17 protein-coding genes are annotated in these 15,328 nt (G+C 63.6%); 7 read left to right on the top strand and 10 right to left on the bottom strand.

Annotated elements, in window-relative coordinates; genetic code table 11:
* Positions 1-104 precede the first annotated feature (104 nt).
* From rplL to XH96_RS16220, 10 genes are all read right to left on the bottom strand, one after another.
* Complete coding sequence (gene rplL / locus XH96_RS16265; RefSeq protein WP_024342440.1) at positions 105-482, bottom strand: 50S ribosomal protein L7/L12; 378 nt, start codon at positions 480-482, stop codon at positions 105-107.
* Positions 483-536: 54 nt separating this feature from the next.
* Complete coding sequence (gene rplJ / locus XH96_RS16260) at positions 537-1,055, bottom strand: 50S ribosomal protein L10 (RefSeq protein WP_036041495.1); 519 nt, start codon at positions 1,053-1,055, stop codon at positions 537-539.
* A 586-nt stretch (positions 1,056-1,641) separates the two neighbouring features.
* Entirely contained in the window at positions 1,642-2,595 is a 954-nt protein-coding gene (locus tag XH96_RS16255) for a 2-hydroxyacid dehydrogenase (protein WP_194393357.1), read from the bottom strand.
* A 90-nt stretch (positions 2,596-2,685) separates the two neighbouring features.
* Complete coding sequence (gene rplA, locus XH96_RS16250) at positions 2,686-3,378, bottom strand: 50S ribosomal protein L1 (protein WP_018647230.1); 693 nt, start codon at positions 3,376-3,378, stop codon at positions 2,686-2,688.
* Positions 3,379-3,384: 6 nt separating this feature from the next.
* Complete coding sequence (gene rplK, locus XH96_RS16245; protein WP_194393356.1) at positions 3,385-3,813, bottom strand: 50S ribosomal protein L11; 429 nt, start codon at positions 3,811-3,813, stop codon at positions 3,385-3,387.
* A gap of 134 nt (positions 3,814-3,947) precedes the next feature.
* Positions 3,948-4,502 carry a transcription termination/antitermination protein NusG gene (nusG, locus tag XH96_RS16240; protein WP_028177956.1) on the bottom strand — a complete coding sequence of 185 codons (555 nt, stop codon included), beginning with the start codon at positions 4,500-4,502 and terminating at the stop codon, positions 3,948-3,950.
* The gene (gene secE / locus XH96_RS16235; protein WP_007611620.1) at positions 4,502-4,693 is read right to left on the bottom strand and encodes a preprotein translocase subunit SecE; all 192 of its coding nucleotides are present in this window, start codon (positions 4,691-4,693) and stop codon (positions 4,502-4,504) included. Before secE ends, nusG begins: the two co-directional genes overlap by 1 nt.
* A 338-nt stretch (positions 4,694-5,031) precedes the next feature.
* Entirely contained in the window at positions 5,032-6,228 is a 1,197-nt protein-coding gene (locus XH96_RS16230) for a class I SAM-dependent methyltransferase (protein ID WP_246790105.1), read from the bottom strand.
* Positions 6,229-6,382: 154 nt separating this feature from the next.
* Entirely contained in the window at positions 6,383-7,405 is a 1,023-nt protein-coding gene (locus XH96_RS16225) for a lysylphosphatidylglycerol synthase transmembrane domain-containing protein (RefSeq protein ID WP_131867569.1), read from the bottom strand.
* A 12-nt stretch (positions 7,406-7,417) separates the two neighbouring features.
* A complete protein-coding gene (locus XH96_RS16220) occupies positions 7,418-8,005 on the bottom strand; it encodes an SIS domain-containing protein (RefSeq protein ID WP_246790104.1) in 588 nt (195 codons plus the stop codon).
* 165 nt (positions 8,006-8,170) lie between these two features.
* Here XH96_RS16220 and XH96_RS16215 point away from each other — a divergent pair, with 165 nt between their 5' ends.
* The 7 genes from XH96_RS16215 to XH96_RS16185 all read left to right on the top strand — a co-directional run bounded on the left by XH96_RS16215 (position 8,171) and on the right by XH96_RS16185 (position 15,321).
* Positions 8,171-9,199, top strand: a complete 1,029-nt coding sequence (locus tag XH96_RS16215) for an SDR family oxidoreductase (protein WP_194393353.1) — start codon at positions 8,171-8,173, stop codon at positions 9,197-9,199.
* Positions 9,200-9,283: 84 nt separating this feature from the next.
* Entirely contained in the window at positions 9,284-10,849 is a 1,566-nt protein-coding gene (locus tag XH96_RS16210) for a PfkB family carbohydrate kinase (RefSeq protein ID WP_194393352.1), read from the top strand.
* A 26-nt stretch (positions 10,850-10,875) separates the two neighbouring features.
* A complete protein-coding gene (locus XH96_RS16205; RefSeq protein WP_194393351.1) occupies positions 10,876-11,877 on the top strand; it encodes an NAD(P)-dependent oxidoreductase in 1,002 nt (333 codons plus the stop codon).
* Between the two features lie 5 nt (positions 11,878-11,882).
* A complete protein-coding gene (locus XH96_RS16200; RefSeq protein ID WP_246790103.1) occupies positions 11,883-12,494 on the top strand; it encodes a hypothetical protein in 612 nt (203 codons plus the stop codon).
* A complete protein-coding gene (locus XH96_RS16195) occupies positions 12,491-13,528 on the top strand; it encodes a phosphotransferase (protein WP_194393349.1) in 1,038 nt (345 codons plus the stop codon). The genes XH96_RS16200 and XH96_RS16195 overlap by 4 nt, the downstream gene beginning before the upstream one ends.
* Positions 13,503-14,351: a transketolase gene (locus XH96_RS16190; RefSeq protein WP_210337892.1), complete on the top strand. Its 849-nt coding sequence runs from the start codon at positions 13,503-13,505 to the stop codon at positions 14,349-14,351. Before XH96_RS16195 ends, XH96_RS16190 begins: the two co-directional genes overlap by 26 nt.
* A gap of 10 nt (positions 14,352-14,361) precedes the next feature.
* The gene (locus tag XH96_RS16185; protein WP_194393348.1) at positions 14,362-15,321 is read left to right on the top strand and encodes a transketolase family protein; all 960 of its coding nucleotides are present in this window, start codon (positions 14,362-14,364) and stop codon (positions 15,319-15,321) included.
* Positions 15,322-15,328: the final 7 nt, after the last annotated feature.

Below are 15,328 nucleotides of genomic sequence, written 5' to 3'. Positions count from 1 at the left end.
CGTTCCGTCGCACGCCTTTTGCATCTGGTCCACCCCCTTGAGGAGCAGACCGGGATCCCGGGCCTCGCCGATGCGCGGCCGGGATCCCCGCCAGCAAGCGTTGCTTACTTGAGCTCGACCTTGGCGCCAGCCTTCTCGAGCTGGGCCTTGATCTTGTCGGCTTCTTCCTTGTTCACGCCTTCCTTCAGCGGCTTCGGAGCACCCTCGACGAGGTCCTTTGCTTCCTTCAGGCCGAGACCGGTGATGGCGCGGACTTCCTTGATGACCTCGATCTTCTTGTCGCCGGCGCTGGCGAGAACGACCGTGAACTCGGTCTTCTCTTCCGCCGGAGCGGCAGCGGCGCCACCAGCAGCCGGGCCGGCCACGGCGACGGCCGCGGCGGCCGAAACGCCCCACTTCTCTTCGAGGAGCTTCGCCAGTTCGGCAGCTTCGAGCACGGTGAGGCTCGAGAGGTCGTCAACGATCTTCTGCAAGTCAGCCATTGTTCAGTTTCCTTGAGTGTAAGTCTGGTTCGGGTTTGAGTTTTGCGAAGGGCGTCAGGCCGCTTCGCCCTTTGAGGCATGAGCCTGGATGACGCGCGCGAGCTTGCCCGCGGGCGCGTTGGCGAGCTGGGCCAGCTTGGTCGCCGGGGCCACGATGAGGCCGACGATCTTGCCGCGCAGTTCGTCAAGCGACGGCAGCGAGGCAAGCGCCTTCACGCCGTCGACATTCAGGACGGTCTTGCCCATCGACCCGCCAACGATGACGAACTTTTCGTTCGCCTTGGCAAATTCGATGGCGACCTTTGGCGCCGCTACCGGATCGTTGGAAGTTGCGATCACGGTCGGCCCCTTCAGCATGGGGCCGATGGCAACGACGTCAGTGCCTTCAAGAGCAATTTTGGCGAGACGGTTCTTCGAGACCTTCACCGACGCACCCGCCTGCTTCATCTGCTGGCGCAGCTTCTGCATTTGGGCGACGGTGAGGCCGGAATATTGAGCAACGATCGCGACGCTCGTGGTCTTGAAGACCTCGTTGAGCTGTTCGACCGCCTCTTTTTTTGCCGCTCGTTCCACAGCAAGCTCTCTCCGGTTGGCGGTCATCGCAAGAAGCGGGACCGCCGGGTTGCACCCATCGTCCCGCCCGAACCTGAACCTCCGGGCCAAAAACCCATCGGACACGCCGGGCAAGACGACAATTCAAAGCCTGCCCTCCGGGAGCCCCCTTGGAGGCCCACGGCGTGTCGAGGTCCGAACCAGACCCGTTTCGCGAACCCAACCGTCAAAGCTGGGCGCGAAGTGAAATCCGGTCTTCACCCGTCTATGCAGGCCATGCGATTAAGCCGTTGAGAAATCAAAATTTCTCGCAGGCGCCTGCAGTCTTGGACAGGACGAGGCCAGCCGGCGAACCGTCCGACCTCTGCCCGCATCCCACCCACCGACGGGTTTTCCTTCCTTTTCGGGCAAATCCTTGCGGACGTCCTGAAAAGGAATGATCTCCTGTCGTGTCAGGTTTTCGGAATGCGTGCACGAACGCGCCAGCCGAGGCCGGCACGTCCGGAGGCGGTTCTTTAACCGCTCTCTGCCTGCTTGCCAAGAGCAAAATTCACACCAGTTCCAATCGATTGCCGGCCAGGCTTGATCTCGGCTGACAAGGCCCGATTCAGGACGATTTGACCGCGTAAGGGAGCGGTTTGCCCTCGAAGAACGCGGTCAGGTTGGCCAGGACGCAATTCTGCATGGCAACGTGCGATTCCAGGGTGTGGCCGCCGATATGCGGGGCGAAGACCACGTTCGGCAGCGCCGTCAGCGCATCGGGGGCGTGCGGTTCCTGTTCAAAGACGTCGAGGCCGGCGCCGGCGATGGTCTTGTCGGCGAGCGCCGCGACCAGGGCTTTCCCGTCGATGACTGAGCCGCGGGCAATGTTGACGACATAGCCGTCCGCGCCGAGTCGCCGAAGGATATCGGCATTGACGACGTGCTGGGTGTCGGCCCCTGCCCGGACCGCGATCATCAGGACGCTGCACCAGTCGGCCAGCGCCTCCAGAGAGGAAAAATATCGATAGGGCAGATCGTATCTGGTGCGGCTGAAATAGCCGACCTCGCTCTCGAAAGCCGCGCAGCGCACGGCGATCTTGCGGCCGATCTCGCCCATGCCGTAGACGCCGATGCGGCGGCCGGGCATGCCGGCCTGAGGCCGCATCATTGGCGACTGTTTTGACGCCGCCCAGTCGCCACTGCGGACATATTGGTCGGCGACCAGAAGGCGCCGCGTCGCCGCAAGCATCAGGGTCATCGCGATATCGGCGACCGAAGCCGCATTGGCGCCCGGGCTGTGGCCGACGGCGATGTTGCGCGCGGCGGCTGCCTTCAGATCGACGCCGTCATAACCGGTGCCGTAGCAGACGATGGCGCCGAGCTTTGGAAACAGATCCATCGCCTCCGCGCCGAGCGGGGTCCCGCCCGCGGTCAGCATCGCGCGGACACCCCTGAGCTCGTCCGCCGGAAAAACCTCGTGCGCGGGCTTGCCAGCGGTGTCGAGCAGTTCGAACCGCTCGGCGAAACGCGCCATCATCGTCTTGGGAAAGCGCGAGTAGATCAGGACCTTGTCAGCCATTGTTCTTGTTTCCAGTGAGCGCCGCCACAAACGACGAGGGGCGGAATCGGTTGCCCAATTCCGCCCCTCGCCTCATGCAATTTCCAAACCTTAGCCGAGAATGGTGCCCGGCTCGACCTTCACGCCCGGGCCCATGGTCGAGGACACCGCAACGCGCTGGATGTAGGTACCCTTGGAACCAGCCGGCTTCGCCTTGGAGACGGCATCCGCCAGGGCCTTGATGTTCTCGACCAGCTTCTCCTCGGAGAACGAGGCCTTGCCGACGCCGGCCTGCAGGATGCCGGCCTTCTCGACGCGGAACTCGACCGAGCCGCCCTTGGCACCCTTCACCGCGCCGGTGACGTCCATGGTCACGGTGCCGATCTTCGGGTTCGGCATCAAGCCGCGGGGGCCGAGCACCTTACCCAACCGGCCGACCAGCGGCATCATGTCGGGGGTGGCGATGCAGCGGTCGAAATCGATCGAGCCGTTCTGCACCTTCTCGACCAGGTCCTCGGCGCCGACGACGTCAGCACCAGCCGCCTTGGCCTCGTCGGCCTTGGCGCCCCGGGCGAACACGCCGACGCGGAGCGTACGGCCGGTGCCGTTCGGCAGGGTCACGACGCCGCGAACCATCTGGTCGGCGTGACGCGGATCGACACCGAGATTGATCGCGACCTCGATGGTCTCGTCGAACTTCGCCTTGGCGCGCTCCTTGACCATCTTGATGGCGTCCGCGAGCGGGTAAAGCTTTTCGCGATCAATGCCTTCGCGGGCTTTGTTCAAACGCTTTCCGATTGCCATGACCGCTTACCCCGCAACTTCCAGACCCATCGAACGGGCAGAGCCCTCGACCATCTTCATGGCCGCTTCGATGGTGTCGCAATTCAAGTCCTTCATCTTCTTCTCGGCGATCTCGCGCACCTGCGCCTTGGTCACCTTGCCGGCCTTGTCGCGGCCCGGCGCCTTCGAGCCGGACTGGATCTTGGCAGCCTGCTTGAGGAAGAAGGACATCGGGGGGGTCTTCATCTCGAACGTGAACGAACGATCGGCGTAGATCGTGATCACGACGGGAATCGGGGTGTTCTTCTCTTCCTTCTGGGTCTGGGCGTTGAATGCCTTGCAGAACTCCATGATGTTGAGACCGCGCTGACCAAGCGCGGGACCGATCGGGGGCGAAGGATTCGCCGCACCGGCCGGGACCTGAAGCTTCAGGTATCCGGTCACTTTCTTTGCCATGTATCACTCCTGTTGTGCCGGCATGTCGCCGGCGGTTTCAGGTTCGTGGTCGGGATCGATGTGCGGCTGGCAACCGCCCTCGTCCTCCCACGGCCTCTTGTCGCGCAAGGCCTGAAGCCTCACGCCTCGTCCGGTCAGACCTTCTCGACCTGACCGAATTCCAGCTCGACCGGCGTTGCGCGGCCGAAGATCGACACCGCGACCTTCACGCGCGAGCGCGCCTCGTCGATCTCCTCGACGACACCCGAGAACGAGGCGAACGGGCCGTCGGCCACGCGCACGTTCTCGCCGATCTCGAACGAGACCGACGCCTTCGGCCGTTCCACACCCTCCTGCACCTGGTGCAGGATGCGCATGGCCTCGGCCTCAGAGATCGGCATCGGCTTGTTTTCCGCGCCGAGGAAGCCCGTTACCTTCGGCGTGTTCTTGATCAGATGGAACGCCTCGTCGGTCAGCTTCATCTTCACCAGCACATAACCTGGGAAGAACTTGCGCTCGGCATCGATCTTGCGGCCGCGGCGCACTTCCGTAACCTTCTCGGTCGGAACCAGCACCAGCTCGAACAGATCCTCGAGGCCGCGCTGCTTGGCCTGCTCGCGGATCGATTCGGCGACCTTCTTCTCGAAGTTCGAATAGGCGTGAACGATGTACCAGCGCTTGTCGGACAATTGAGCGGTTGCCGTTGCCATCAGTGAATGCCCAGGAGGAAGGTGATGAGGTAGCGGATGATCTGGTCGGCGGCGAAGAAGAAGATCGAGGCGACGGCGACCATGACGAACACCATGATGGTGGTGATCGTGGTCTCACGACGGGTCGGCCAAGTGACCTTGGCGGTCTCCGAACGCACTTCCTGCAAGAACTTGAACGGGCTGACTGCCATCGTTTTGATGTCCAACGTCCGTCGACAGACGCGAATGAATTTCGGGGATCCGAACAGCCGCCGTTGGCCCAGCCCTCTGTCTCGAAGGATGAGCCGGAAGCCGGGCTCGATTGTTCGGGGATTTCAAAGCCGCGCCGGAGATCCGCGTCTAACGGGCCGGCTGCGAGTGCCGGGTAAATACTGCGGATGGGGCCAAAGGTCAAGATACGCGGCTTCGCGGCGAGAAACCGGCGTCCTCAGGCAACCCATGCACACCCCAAGGAGGATCAAGGACTTATCTCCCGTCCCAGCAGGGACGAGATCAGCCCCGGAACCTCCCTGCCAACCCGCCGCCCGGATCAGTCGGCCCGGTCGACCATGGAGACACCCGGGAGCGGCACCACGAATTTTCCACCCTCGGCGAAATAGCGGGCATGCTTGGCCCGGATCGGGTCGACATAGCGCCAGGCGAAGACTACGACGAACGCTGGCTTGCGCTCGTAAAGGGCCGCCGGGGGCAGAATCGGAATGTCGTAACCCGGGCCTGCCATCACGTTCCCCTTCTTGGGGTCGTCGTCCACCAGGAAGTCGATCTTGTTCTCCAGGCCGAACTGCGGGAGCAGCGTCGTGGTGCCGACCGACACACCGTAGCCGGCGACCAGCTGCCCCCGCGCATGGGCGGCATCGGCCATCGCGACCAGCTCGTCGCGGATGGCCGCGATCCTCTTCACATAGGGCGCATAATAGGCCGGCTGATCGACGCCGAGCCGGTCCTCCTCGGCGATGAACCTCGCGACCTCCGCTGACGGCTTCTTCGCACCGCCGGCGCGCTGGACCGTCACGCGGATCGAGCCGCCCTTGGTCCAGATGTGCTGAACGTCGATCACTTCCATGCCGAGCCGCGCGAAGAAGCGCGTCAACGGCTTGATGTTAAAATAGGACAGATGCTCGTGATAGACGGTGTCGAGCAGGTTCTTCTCGGTGACATCGACGCCGTACTGCGTCTCGAAGACGAACAATCCGTCCGGTGCAAGCACGTCGCGAACCCCGATCACCAGCGGATCGAGATTGTCGACATTGGCGATCATGTTGTTGGCGATCACGACGCTCGCCGCACCATGGCTTTGCAGGATGCGGTGCCCGATCGCGTCCGTGAAGAAATCGCCGATGGTCTCAATCCCGGCTTCCGTCGCACGCCGCGCGATGTCGACAGCGGGATCGACACCCAGCACCCGCATGCCGCGCTCCCTAAAGAAGCCGAGCAACGATCCGTCATTGCTGCCGAGTTCGACGACAAGCGAGCCCGGCGCGATCCCGAAGCGGCTGACGACGTCATTGGCATAGCCTGCGAAATGCTCCCGCAAGCCGAGCGAGAGCGAGGTGGTATAGACGTAGTTGCGGTACTGGATCTCCGGATTGCCGACATGGAGAATCTGGAGGTGGCCGCAGTCCCGGCACAGATGCAGCGCCATCGGTACCGCGGCCCGGAAGACGGGATCGTCGACGCTGGCGTCCGGCACCTGGAAGTTCGGCGTGCCGATGGGCATGCCTGCCATCGGAACGACCAGCTCCTGCTTGTCCGAATGGCAGAGGCGGCAAGTTTGGCGGACGTAGAACAGGTTTTTCATCGTGAAACCGAGATATGAGATACGCGAGCGAATGAGATAATCCCATCCTGTGAAGACCAGATCGGCAATGGGCTTACGCAGGTCATGAGTGGCTCGAGACTTCCGTGCCCTGCCCCAGCGCGAAACCGGGCGCTTCCTCCGCCGCCCTGGCGGCCTTGTCAGCGGAATACGACCCGCGCTCCGGACTCGCCAGCCAAATCACGCCGCCGACGAGGCCAACGATCACGCTGATGGCACCCAAGAGGAGTGAAACCGAGAGCGCTTCCTCGGACGGCACACCCGCAAGACCGAGGCAGGCGACCATCGCCCCTTCGCGAACGCCCCAGCCGCTGATCGAGATCGGAACGGCCGTCAACAGCACGACCGGCGGGATCAGGATGCCCGCGTCCAGCACGGAAAGCTGCGCTCCGACTCCGCGCGCCAGGGTGTAGCAGGCCGCCGCCGTCACGAGATGGATGAGAAGCGCGGATCCGAACAGCAGACCACGGCGCTCGGATTGCAGCAGAAGAAACCTGACGAGCGTTCCGAACCGGACGAAGCTTGCGATCGCGGGAAGCGCAATGAGGCGTTTCGGCAGACGGTCGAGCGTCAACAGGACCACGGTGCCGGCGACGCCCGCGAGCGTCAGTCCGCCGATGGCCAGGATCGCGGCCGGATTGGACACGCGTGACAGCAGAAACGGCAATCCGGCCACCATCAACACGATCAGCCCGATCAACGCCGTGAAGCGGTCTGCCGCAACGCCCTTGACCGCCTCCGACCACTGCACGCCACGTTGGCGGAGCAGCCACATCCGCACCGCGTCCCCGCCGACCGACGACGGCAACACCTGATTGAACCAGAGGCTGATCATGAGGATCCGCCAGCCCGCGAGCCAGTTCAGCGGCACGCCGAGCGCGCGCATGATCAGCTCCCACCGGCCGTTGAGCACGAAGGTCTGGAAGAAGATCAGCGCAAACGCGACGACGAACAGGACAGGATCGACCGAGACGAGATGAGTTCGCAATTGGCGCAGGTCGAGGCCGCGCGCGATGTAGACCAGCACCGCGACTGACAGCAGCAGCTTCACCGAAAACAGGGCCGCATGCTTGAATCGCGACTGCATCGAATGCCCGCCTCAGGACGCCGGATATTCCGCACGACCGATGACGAGGTCGATTGCGGCCATCATCCAGAACTGGTGCGTGGTCTCGACAATGTTGTAGCTGCGGCTGTCGACCCAGAAATTGACGTCGCCGAGGTTGCGCAGCGGATTGTCCGCATTCATGCCCGACAGCGTGATCACGTCGAGCTTCATCGTGCGCGCCTGCGCCACCGCATTGAGGATGTTCTTCGAACGTCCGGACGAACTGATCGCGACGAGGCAATCGCCGGCGCGGGCATTCAGGCGTACTGCGTGCGCGATCCAGTCCTCGAAGCCGTAGTCGTTGGCAAGGCACGACATCATGCTCGCATCGCTGAAGCAAAGTGCAGGCACCGACGCATTCTTCGCCAGATCGATCGCCAGATGCGAGGCGATGCCGGCTGAGCCGCCATTGCCGATGAAGATGACGCGACCGCCCTGCTCTCGCGTGCGCAACCAGGACGCGCGCGTGGCGGAGATCCTGGCAAAAATACCGTCGTCGATCGCCGTCGCGCGATGCAGGCGGCCCACGTAGTCGTCGAGAAAGGCCTTGTGGTCGGGATCGACGGACTCGGCGGGCATGGGCTGGCGGCTCGATTGCAACATGTCCGGGTGATACCGACTATTACCATGGATTGCAAAGGTATAATACTTGCAAAGTTTGCGAGCGGCTGATAGTCGGCTTTCGGGTTTCACTCAACATTGGCGAGCCTGTTTCGCTGGGCATTCGCGTCACGGATGTTCCCCATGAAATGCATCGTTACTGGCGGCGCCGGTTTCATTGGCAGCCACCTCGTCGATCGCCTGCTCGACGATGGCCATGAAGTTATTGCGCTCGATAATTTCGTTATCGGACGCGCCGAAAATTTGGCCGCGCGCGCCAGTTCGAGCCAATTGAAGGTCGTACGGGCGGACGTCACCGACCTCGACGCGATCAAACCGTATTTCCACGGTGTCGATTGGGTCTTCCATCTCGCGGCACTGGCTGACATCGTTCCCTCGATCGAGTCCCCGATCCCGTATCACCGCGCCAACGTGGACGGCACGGTCAATGTTCTCGAGGCTGCGCGGCACGCGGGCGTCCGCCGCTTCGTCTATGCGGCGTCATCGTCCTGCTACGGTATCCCCGACGCCTATCCGACGCCGGAGAGCGCCGAGATCCGGCCGATGTATCCCTACGCACTCACCAAGAATCTCGGCGAGCAGTGCGTCATGCACTGGTGCCAGGTCTACAAACTGCCTGCCGTGGCGCTACGCCTGTTCAACGTGTACGGGCCCCGCCATCGCACCACGGGCACCTATGGTGCCGTGTTCGGCGTGTTCATGGCGCAGAAGCTCGCGGGCAAGCCCTTCACCGTGGTCGGCGATGGCGAACAGACCCGCGACTTCACCTTCGTCAGCGATGTCGCCGACGCCTTCGTGACCGCCGCGCGCTCCGATGTCTCACATGAGATATTCAACGTCGGTTCGGACAACACCTACAGCGTCAACCGGCTGGTCGAGCTTCTCGGCGGCGACAAGGTCCATATTCCCAAGCGTCCCGGCGAGCCCGATTGCACATACGCCGACATCGCCAAGATCAAACGGGTCCTGAAATGGGCGCCGAAGGTGAAGTTCGAGGATGGCGTCGCGACGATGCTGAAGTCGATGGACCAGTACAGGGACGCGCCCCTGTGGACGGTGGACAAGATCGCCGATGCCACCAAGGACTGGTTCAAATATCTCGGCGACGACGGCGATGCGGCGTCCGGCACTGCGCAGAAGGCGGGCCGTTGAGCAGACTCGTTCGACCCCGACGTTCGTGCCGCCAACCGATCATTTCCGGGCCGGCCAGACCGACCCGCGCTTTGGATAACTCACATGGGTAATGTTCCGACCGACAAGCCGACCGTTCATCCGGCGCCGCACCAGAAGATCAAGACGGTCGAGGAACTGGGCGAGATCGCGCGCGCCGCGCAGGCCGAGGGCCGGACCGTTGCGCTCTGCCATGGCGTGTTCGACCTCGTGCATCTCGGCCACGTCCGGCACATCCTGGCGGCACGCAACGAGGCCGATGTGGTCATCGTGACCGTCACGGCGGACCGCTTCGTCAACAAGGGCCCGGGACGGCCGATCTTTCCGGAGAACATGCGCGCCGAGATGCTGGCCGCGCTCGGCACCGTCGACTGGGTCGGCATCAACCGGACATCCAGCGCCGAGCCGATCCTCGATACCGTGCGCCCAGACATCTACGTGAAGGGCTCCGACTACGAGAATCCCGAGGATGACGTCACCGGCAAGATCGCCGTCGAGCGGGAGGCCGTCGAACGCCATGGCGGCCGCATCGTCTTCACCCGCGACGTGACCTTCAGCTCGTCGTCGCTGATGAACCGCTACTTCGACATCTACGACCCCCCTCTGCGCGATTACCTCCAGAAGGTGCGCGAAGGCGGTGGCGCCGAGCGCCTGCTGAAACTGATCGACAAGATCCAGGACATGCACGTCGTGCTTGTCGGCGATACCATCATCGACGAATACCAGTACGTCACGGCGCTCGGAAAGGCCTCGAAGGAGAACATTGTCGCCACTCTGTTCAAGAACGGCGAGCAATTTGCCGGCGGTGTCATTGCCGCGGCCAATCACGTGGCAAGCTTCTGCAAGTCGGTGGAGATCGTCACGACGCTGGGTGGCAAGGACTACCCCGAAGAGTTCATCCGCGCGCATGTCCGCCCGAATGTCACGCTCACTCCGATCCGCATCCAGGGCCGCCCGACCACCCGCAAATTGCGGTACGTCGAGATGGGCTACCTGCACAAGCTGTTCGAAGTCTACACCATGGACGACACGCCGCTCGACGAGGCCGAGCGCAAGGAGATCGACCATGTCACCGCCGAGCGCGTGCGCGGCGGCGACGTGGTCATCGTCACCGATTTCGGCCACGGCATGATCGCACCCAGCACGATCGACACGCTGATCGCGAACTCCAAGTTCCTTGCGGTCAACGCCCAGAGCAACAGCGGAAACCACGGCTACAATCTGATCACGAAATATCCGCGCGCCGACTACGTCTGCATCGACGCGCCGGAAGCGCGCCTGGCGGCCACCGACAAGTTCAGCGACATCGCTTCGGTGATCCAGGACCGCCTGCACCGCAAGATCGATTGCGACAACATGATCATCACGCACGGCTCCTTCGGCTGCTACCCCTTCTCGTCGAAGACCGGCGTCGCCCGCGTGCCCGCCTTCACCAAGACCGTCGTGGATACGGTCGGTGCCGGCGATGCCTTCCTGACGATTACGGCGCCGCTGGTGGCAGCCGGCGGCAACATCGAAGACGTCGCCTTCATCGGCAACGCGGCGGGCGCGATCAAGGTGGGCATCGTCGGCCACCGCAGCTCGGTCGAAAAGGCGCCGCTGGTCAAATTTGTCACCGCGTTGTTGAAGTGACGCGAACGGGAATCTGGAGAACGACAGTGATTGGTCAGAAATGGAATGTGATGGTCACCGGTGGCGCCGGCTATGTCGGCAGCGTGCTGGTTCCCCAGTTGCTGGCGGCGGGCCACAAGGTCACAGTGCTCGACCTGTTCATGTATGGCGAGGACGTCTTCAACGCCGTCCGCGACAATCCCAATCTGCGCCTGATCAAGGGCGACATCCGCGATGAGGCCGCGATCAACGAGGCCCTGCGCGGCAACAATGCGGTGATCCACCTCGCCTGCATCTCCAACGACCCCTCGTTCGAGCTGGATCCGACGCTCGGCAAGTCCATCAACTACGACTGCTTCCGTCCGATGGTACGCGCTGCGAAGAAGGCCGGCATCAAGCGCTTCATCTATGCGTCCTCGTCCAGCGTATACGGCATCAAGGACGAGGCCGAGGTGACCGAGGAGCTGTCCTGCGAGCCGCTCACGGACTACTCGAAGTTCAAGGCGATGTGCGAGACCGATCTTGCCGACGAGGCCGCATCCGGCTTCGTCACTTGTACGGTTCGTCCCGCCACCGTCTGCGGCTACGCACCGCGGCAGCGGCTCGACGTCGTCGTCAATATCCTGACCAACCTCGCGGTCAACACCGGCCGCATCCGCGTGTTCGGCGGAACGCAGAAGCGGCCCAACCTGCACATCGAGGACATGTCCGCGGCCTATCTGTTCCTGCTTCAGCAGGATGACGCGAAGATCGACGGCAAGACCTACAACATCGGCTACGAGAACCACTCGCTGATGAAGATCGCCGACATCGTCAAATCGGTGGTCGGAAACAATGTCGACGTGGCCGTCGAGCCGACCGACGATCTCCGCTCCTATCACGTCTCCTCGGAGAAGATCCGCCGCGAGCTCGGATTTGCGCCGACGCACACGATCGAACAGGCCGTGTCCGGCCTCGTGGACGCCTTCAAGGCCGGCCGCCTGCCGAACTCGCTCAACGACCCCAGGTATTTCAACATCAAGATGATGCAGAACATCAGCCTGAAGTGAGCGGCGTGCGGATCGGCATCGACTTCGACAACACGATCATCTGCTACGACAAGGTCTTTGCCGCCGTCGCGCGGCAGCGTGGGCTGGTGCCGGAGGGCTGGGACGGGCTGAAGACCGAGGTGCGGGATTATCTGCGGTCCCGCGCGGGCGGCGAGCTTGCCTGGCAGGGACTGCAAGGGTTCGTCTACGGCAAAGGAATTGGCTGCGCCGAGATCTATCCTGGAGTCCGCGAGTTCCTGGCAGCGTGTCGCGCGGCCGGCGCGAGCGTCTATATCGTCAGCCACAAGACGCAGTTCGGCCATCAGGATCCCGACCGCGTCGACTTGCGCGAGGCCGCGCGCGGCTGGTTGAAGGGTGCGGGTCTCATCGACGCCGCCGGTGCGGCGCTGGCCGTGGGCAATATCTATTTCGAGGACACACTGGCGGCCAAGGTCGAGCGGCTTGCGAGCCTGCAGCTCGATATCTTCATTGACGATCTCGTCGATGTGTTCGAGCAGCCGCATTTTCCGAAGACGACGCGATCAATCCTGTTCACGCAATCGCGGCCTCCCCATCCTGATCATTGCGAGCCGATTGCAACCTGGGCCGGCATCCACCGCGGAGTGTTCGCGCAATGAGCGAGCCCGACATCAGCGGCGAGGATGCGATCTCGATCGGCGGCCGCCTCTCCGGCGCGCGGGTCGCGGCCGCCCAACCGGCGCGGTCCGGTGGCAACAACCGGGTGTTTCGGCTGGAGATGGCGGAGGGACCGCCCCTTGCCCTCAAGCACTATCCGTCCGACGGGCGTGATCGCCTGGGACAGGAATATGACGCGCTCTCGTTTCTGTCCCGCCACGGCATTACGTCGACGCCGCGGCCGATCGCGAAAGATCCGGCTGCGTTCTGCGCGTTGTATCAATGGTTCGACGGCGATGCGGCAGTTCTGCATCCCCAGGACGATGATGCCGATCAGCTGGCCGATTTCCTGATCGAGCTGCAACGGCTGCGTAGCGCGGAAGGCGCGCAGAATTTGCGAAGCGCGTCAGCCAGCATCTTTTCGCCAGAGGAAGCCATCGCGCAGTACGAGCAGCGCCTGGACGGACTACGGCGCGCGTCGGAGGCTCATCCGGACCTGCGCGCGTTCATGGACGGCAGCCTGGTTCCCAGCACCGCCATCGCAATCCGGCAACTCCGTCGCCGTTATGCGGAACTGGGCCTGGATCCCGCAGCGGCCCTTGCGCCCACCCATCGTGCATTGAGCCCGTCGGATTTCGGACTCCACAACGCGCTGCGTGCCGACGACGGCAGACTGCGATTTATCGACTTCGAGTATTTCGGCTGGGACGACCCGGTCAAGCTCGTGACCGACACCGCGATCCATCCCGGCAGCGATCTGCCGGCTGCCGGCGCCAACCGATTGATCGAACGGCTCTCGCGTGCCTTCGAAGCTGGGGATGACGCGTTTGCGATCCGCCGTGACGTACTGTATCCTGTGTTCGGGGCGATTTGGTGCCTGATTGTCCTGAATGTCTATTTGCCGGAAAGCCGCTCCCGGCGCGCCCTGGCTGCGCAAGGTGGCGATCTGACGGTCCGCCTCGCCGGCCAGCTCGACAAAGCCCGCCGGCTCCATCAAACGATTTGCCAACGTGATCCAGATCTCACCCCACGCTGAAGCCGCCCTCACCTGCACGCTGGACGAGCGCAGCCTTTATTTGCGCCGCCTGGTCCTCGGTTCTGTTCGCTCTGCCGGGCGCGGACATGTCGGTCCGGCTCTGTCGCTGATCGAGATGGTCCGCGTGCTCTACGACGACGTGCTGCGGATCGATCCCAAGAACCCGCGCGATCCCGATCGCGACCGCGCGATCCTGAGCAAGGGACACGGTTGTCTGGCGCTCTATGCGCTGCTGGCCGATCGCGGCTTCTTTCCCCTGTCAGAGCTGGACGGCTTCTGCGGGTCCGACAGCATCCTGGGCGGACACCCCGAATACGGCATGGTGCCGGGCGTCGAGGCCTCGACCGGCGCGCTCGGCCACGGCCTGTCGATCGGTGTCGGACTCGCGCTCGCCGCGCGCATGCGCGAGCGCGGCTACCGGACCTTCGTCTTGCTCGGCGACGGCGAGATCAACGAGGGATCGGTGTGGGAAGCCGCCATGGGCGCGGCCAAGCACGGGCTCGACAACCTGGTCGCGATGATCGACTACAACAAGCTCCAGAGCTACGGACCCACCGACTACGTCCTGCCGCTGGAGCCGCTTGCGGACAAATGGCGCAGCTTCGGCTTTGCCGTGCAGGAGCTCAATGGCCACGACGTCGGCGCCCTGCGCACCGTCCTGAAGCAGGTCCCGGCCGTTCCGGGCAAACCCACCGCGATCATCTGCCATACCGTCAAAGGCAAGGGTCTTCCGGCAGCGGAATCCAACGCCGACTGGCATCACAAGAACAAGCTGACCGACAGCGAGCTTGACGCCATCCGCGTCGCCGTCGGCGATTTTTGATCGGCTCCCCATGCGCAACACAGCGATGAACATGGTCCACAAGCTCGCCGCGCGCGACGAGCGGGTGCTCTACATCGGCTCCGATCCCGGCGCGGGCACCTTGCGCGCAATGAGCAAGGAGTTTCCCAAGCGCCATCTGATCGAGGGCATTTCGGAAGCGCACATCATCGGCATGTCGGCCGGCCTCGCGATGGAGGGCTTCGTGCCCTACGTCAACACCATCGCGACCTTCCTCACCCGCCGCTGCTACGAACAGGTGGCGGTCGACCTCTGCCTGCACAATCTGCCGGTCCGGCTGATCGCCAATGGCGGCGGGCTCGTCTACGCGCCGCTCGGCCCAACGCACCAGGCGATCGAGGACATCGCCATCATGCGCGCGCTGCCGAACATGACGGTGATCTGCCCGTGCGACGCCGACGAGGCCGCGCGCATGATGGAGCAGACGCTCGACTGGAAAGGTCCGATCTACATCCGGCTCGGCAAGGGCGGCGATGCCGTCGTTTCCAAGGCCGAGCACGGCTTTGAGATCGGCAAGGCCATCCTGATGCGCCCGCAAGGCGACGTCCTCATGGTGACCACGGGCATCATGCTCCAGCGCGCCATCGCCGCGGCCGATCTGCTGGCCGCACAAGGCATTCGCGCCGGTATCCTGCACATGCATACGGTGAAGCCGCTCGACACCGCGGCCCTGCTGCAGGCGATCCGCGGCACCAGGCTCGTGGCGACGCTGGAGGAGCACGTGCCTTCCGGTGGCCTCGGCAGCGCGGTCGCGGAGGCGTTGATCGACAAGCTCGGCTCCGGCTTCCCTGCGATGCTGCGTCTGTCGCTACCGGACCGCTTCATGCACAATTACGGCTCGCAGGACTCGCTCCTGAAGAAGCACGGCCTTTCCGCTGGTGCGATTGCGACGTCGATCGAGCATGCGCTCGCCGCCTCGCGCACCTCCTCTCCTCAACTTCATTCCACCTGACGGGTCA

This window comes from Bradyrhizobium sp. CCBAU 51765 (assembly GCF_015291725.1).
In the GTDB taxonomy this organism is placed as follows: Bacteria; Pseudomonadota; Alphaproteobacteria; order Rhizobiales; family Xanthobacteraceae; genus Bradyrhizobium; species Bradyrhizobium liaoningense.
The sequence above is the reverse complement of the archived record's forward strand: the minus strand, read 5'-3'. Positions and strand labels throughout refer to the sequence as shown.

Bases quoted from the DNA above. Each gene is read 5' to 3' on its own strand.
- XH96_RS16220 (WP_246790104.1), bottom strand. From the start codon at position 8,005: ATGCCCGCCGAGTCCGTCGATCCCGACCACAAGGCCTTTCTCGACGAC.
- rplL (WP_024342440.1), bottom strand. From the start codon at position 482: ATGGCTGACTTGCAGAAGATCGTTGACGACCTCTCGAGCCTCACCGTG.
- XH96_RS16195 (WP_194393349.1), top strand. From the start codon at position 12,491: ATGAGCGAGCCCGACATCAGCGGCGAGGATGCGATCTCGATCGGCGGC.
- rplK (WP_194393356.1), bottom strand. From the start codon at position 3,813: ATGGCAAAGAAAGTGACCGGATACCTGAAGCTTCAGGTCCCGGCCGGT.
- XH96_RS16185 (WP_194393348.1), top strand. From the start codon at position 14,362: ATGCGCAACACAGCGATGAACATGGTCCACAAGCTCGCCGCGCGCGAC.
- XH96_RS16255 (WP_194393357.1), bottom strand. From the start codon at position 2,595: ATGGCTGACAAGGTCCTGATCTACTCGCGCTTTCCCAAGACGATGATG.
- rplA (WP_018647230.1), bottom strand. From the start codon at position 3,378: ATGGCAATCGGAAAGCGTTTGAACAAAGCCCGCGAAGGCATTGATCGC.
- XH96_RS16230 (WP_246790105.1), bottom strand. From the start codon at position 6,228: ATGGCAGGCATGCCCATCGGCACGCCGAACTTCCAGGTGCCGGACGCC.
- nusG (WP_028177956.1), bottom strand. From the start codon at position 4,502: ATGGCAACGGCAACCGCTCAATTGTCCGACAAGCGCTGGTACATCGTT.
- XH96_RS16215 (WP_194393353.1), top strand. From the start codon at position 8,171: ATGAAATGCATCGTTACTGGCGGCGCCGGTTTCATTGGCAGCCACCTC.
- XH96_RS16210 (WP_194393352.1), top strand. From the start codon at position 9,284: ATGGGTAATGTTCCGACCGACAAGCCGACCGTTCATCCGGCGCCGCAC.
- secE (WP_007611620.1), bottom strand. From the start codon at position 4,693: ATGGCAGTCAGCCCGTTCAAGTTCTTGCAGGAAGTGCGTTCGGAGACC.
- XH96_RS16225 (WP_131867569.1), bottom strand. From the start codon at position 7,405: ATGCAGTCGCGATTCAAGCATGCGGCCCTGTTTTCGGTGAAGCTGCTG.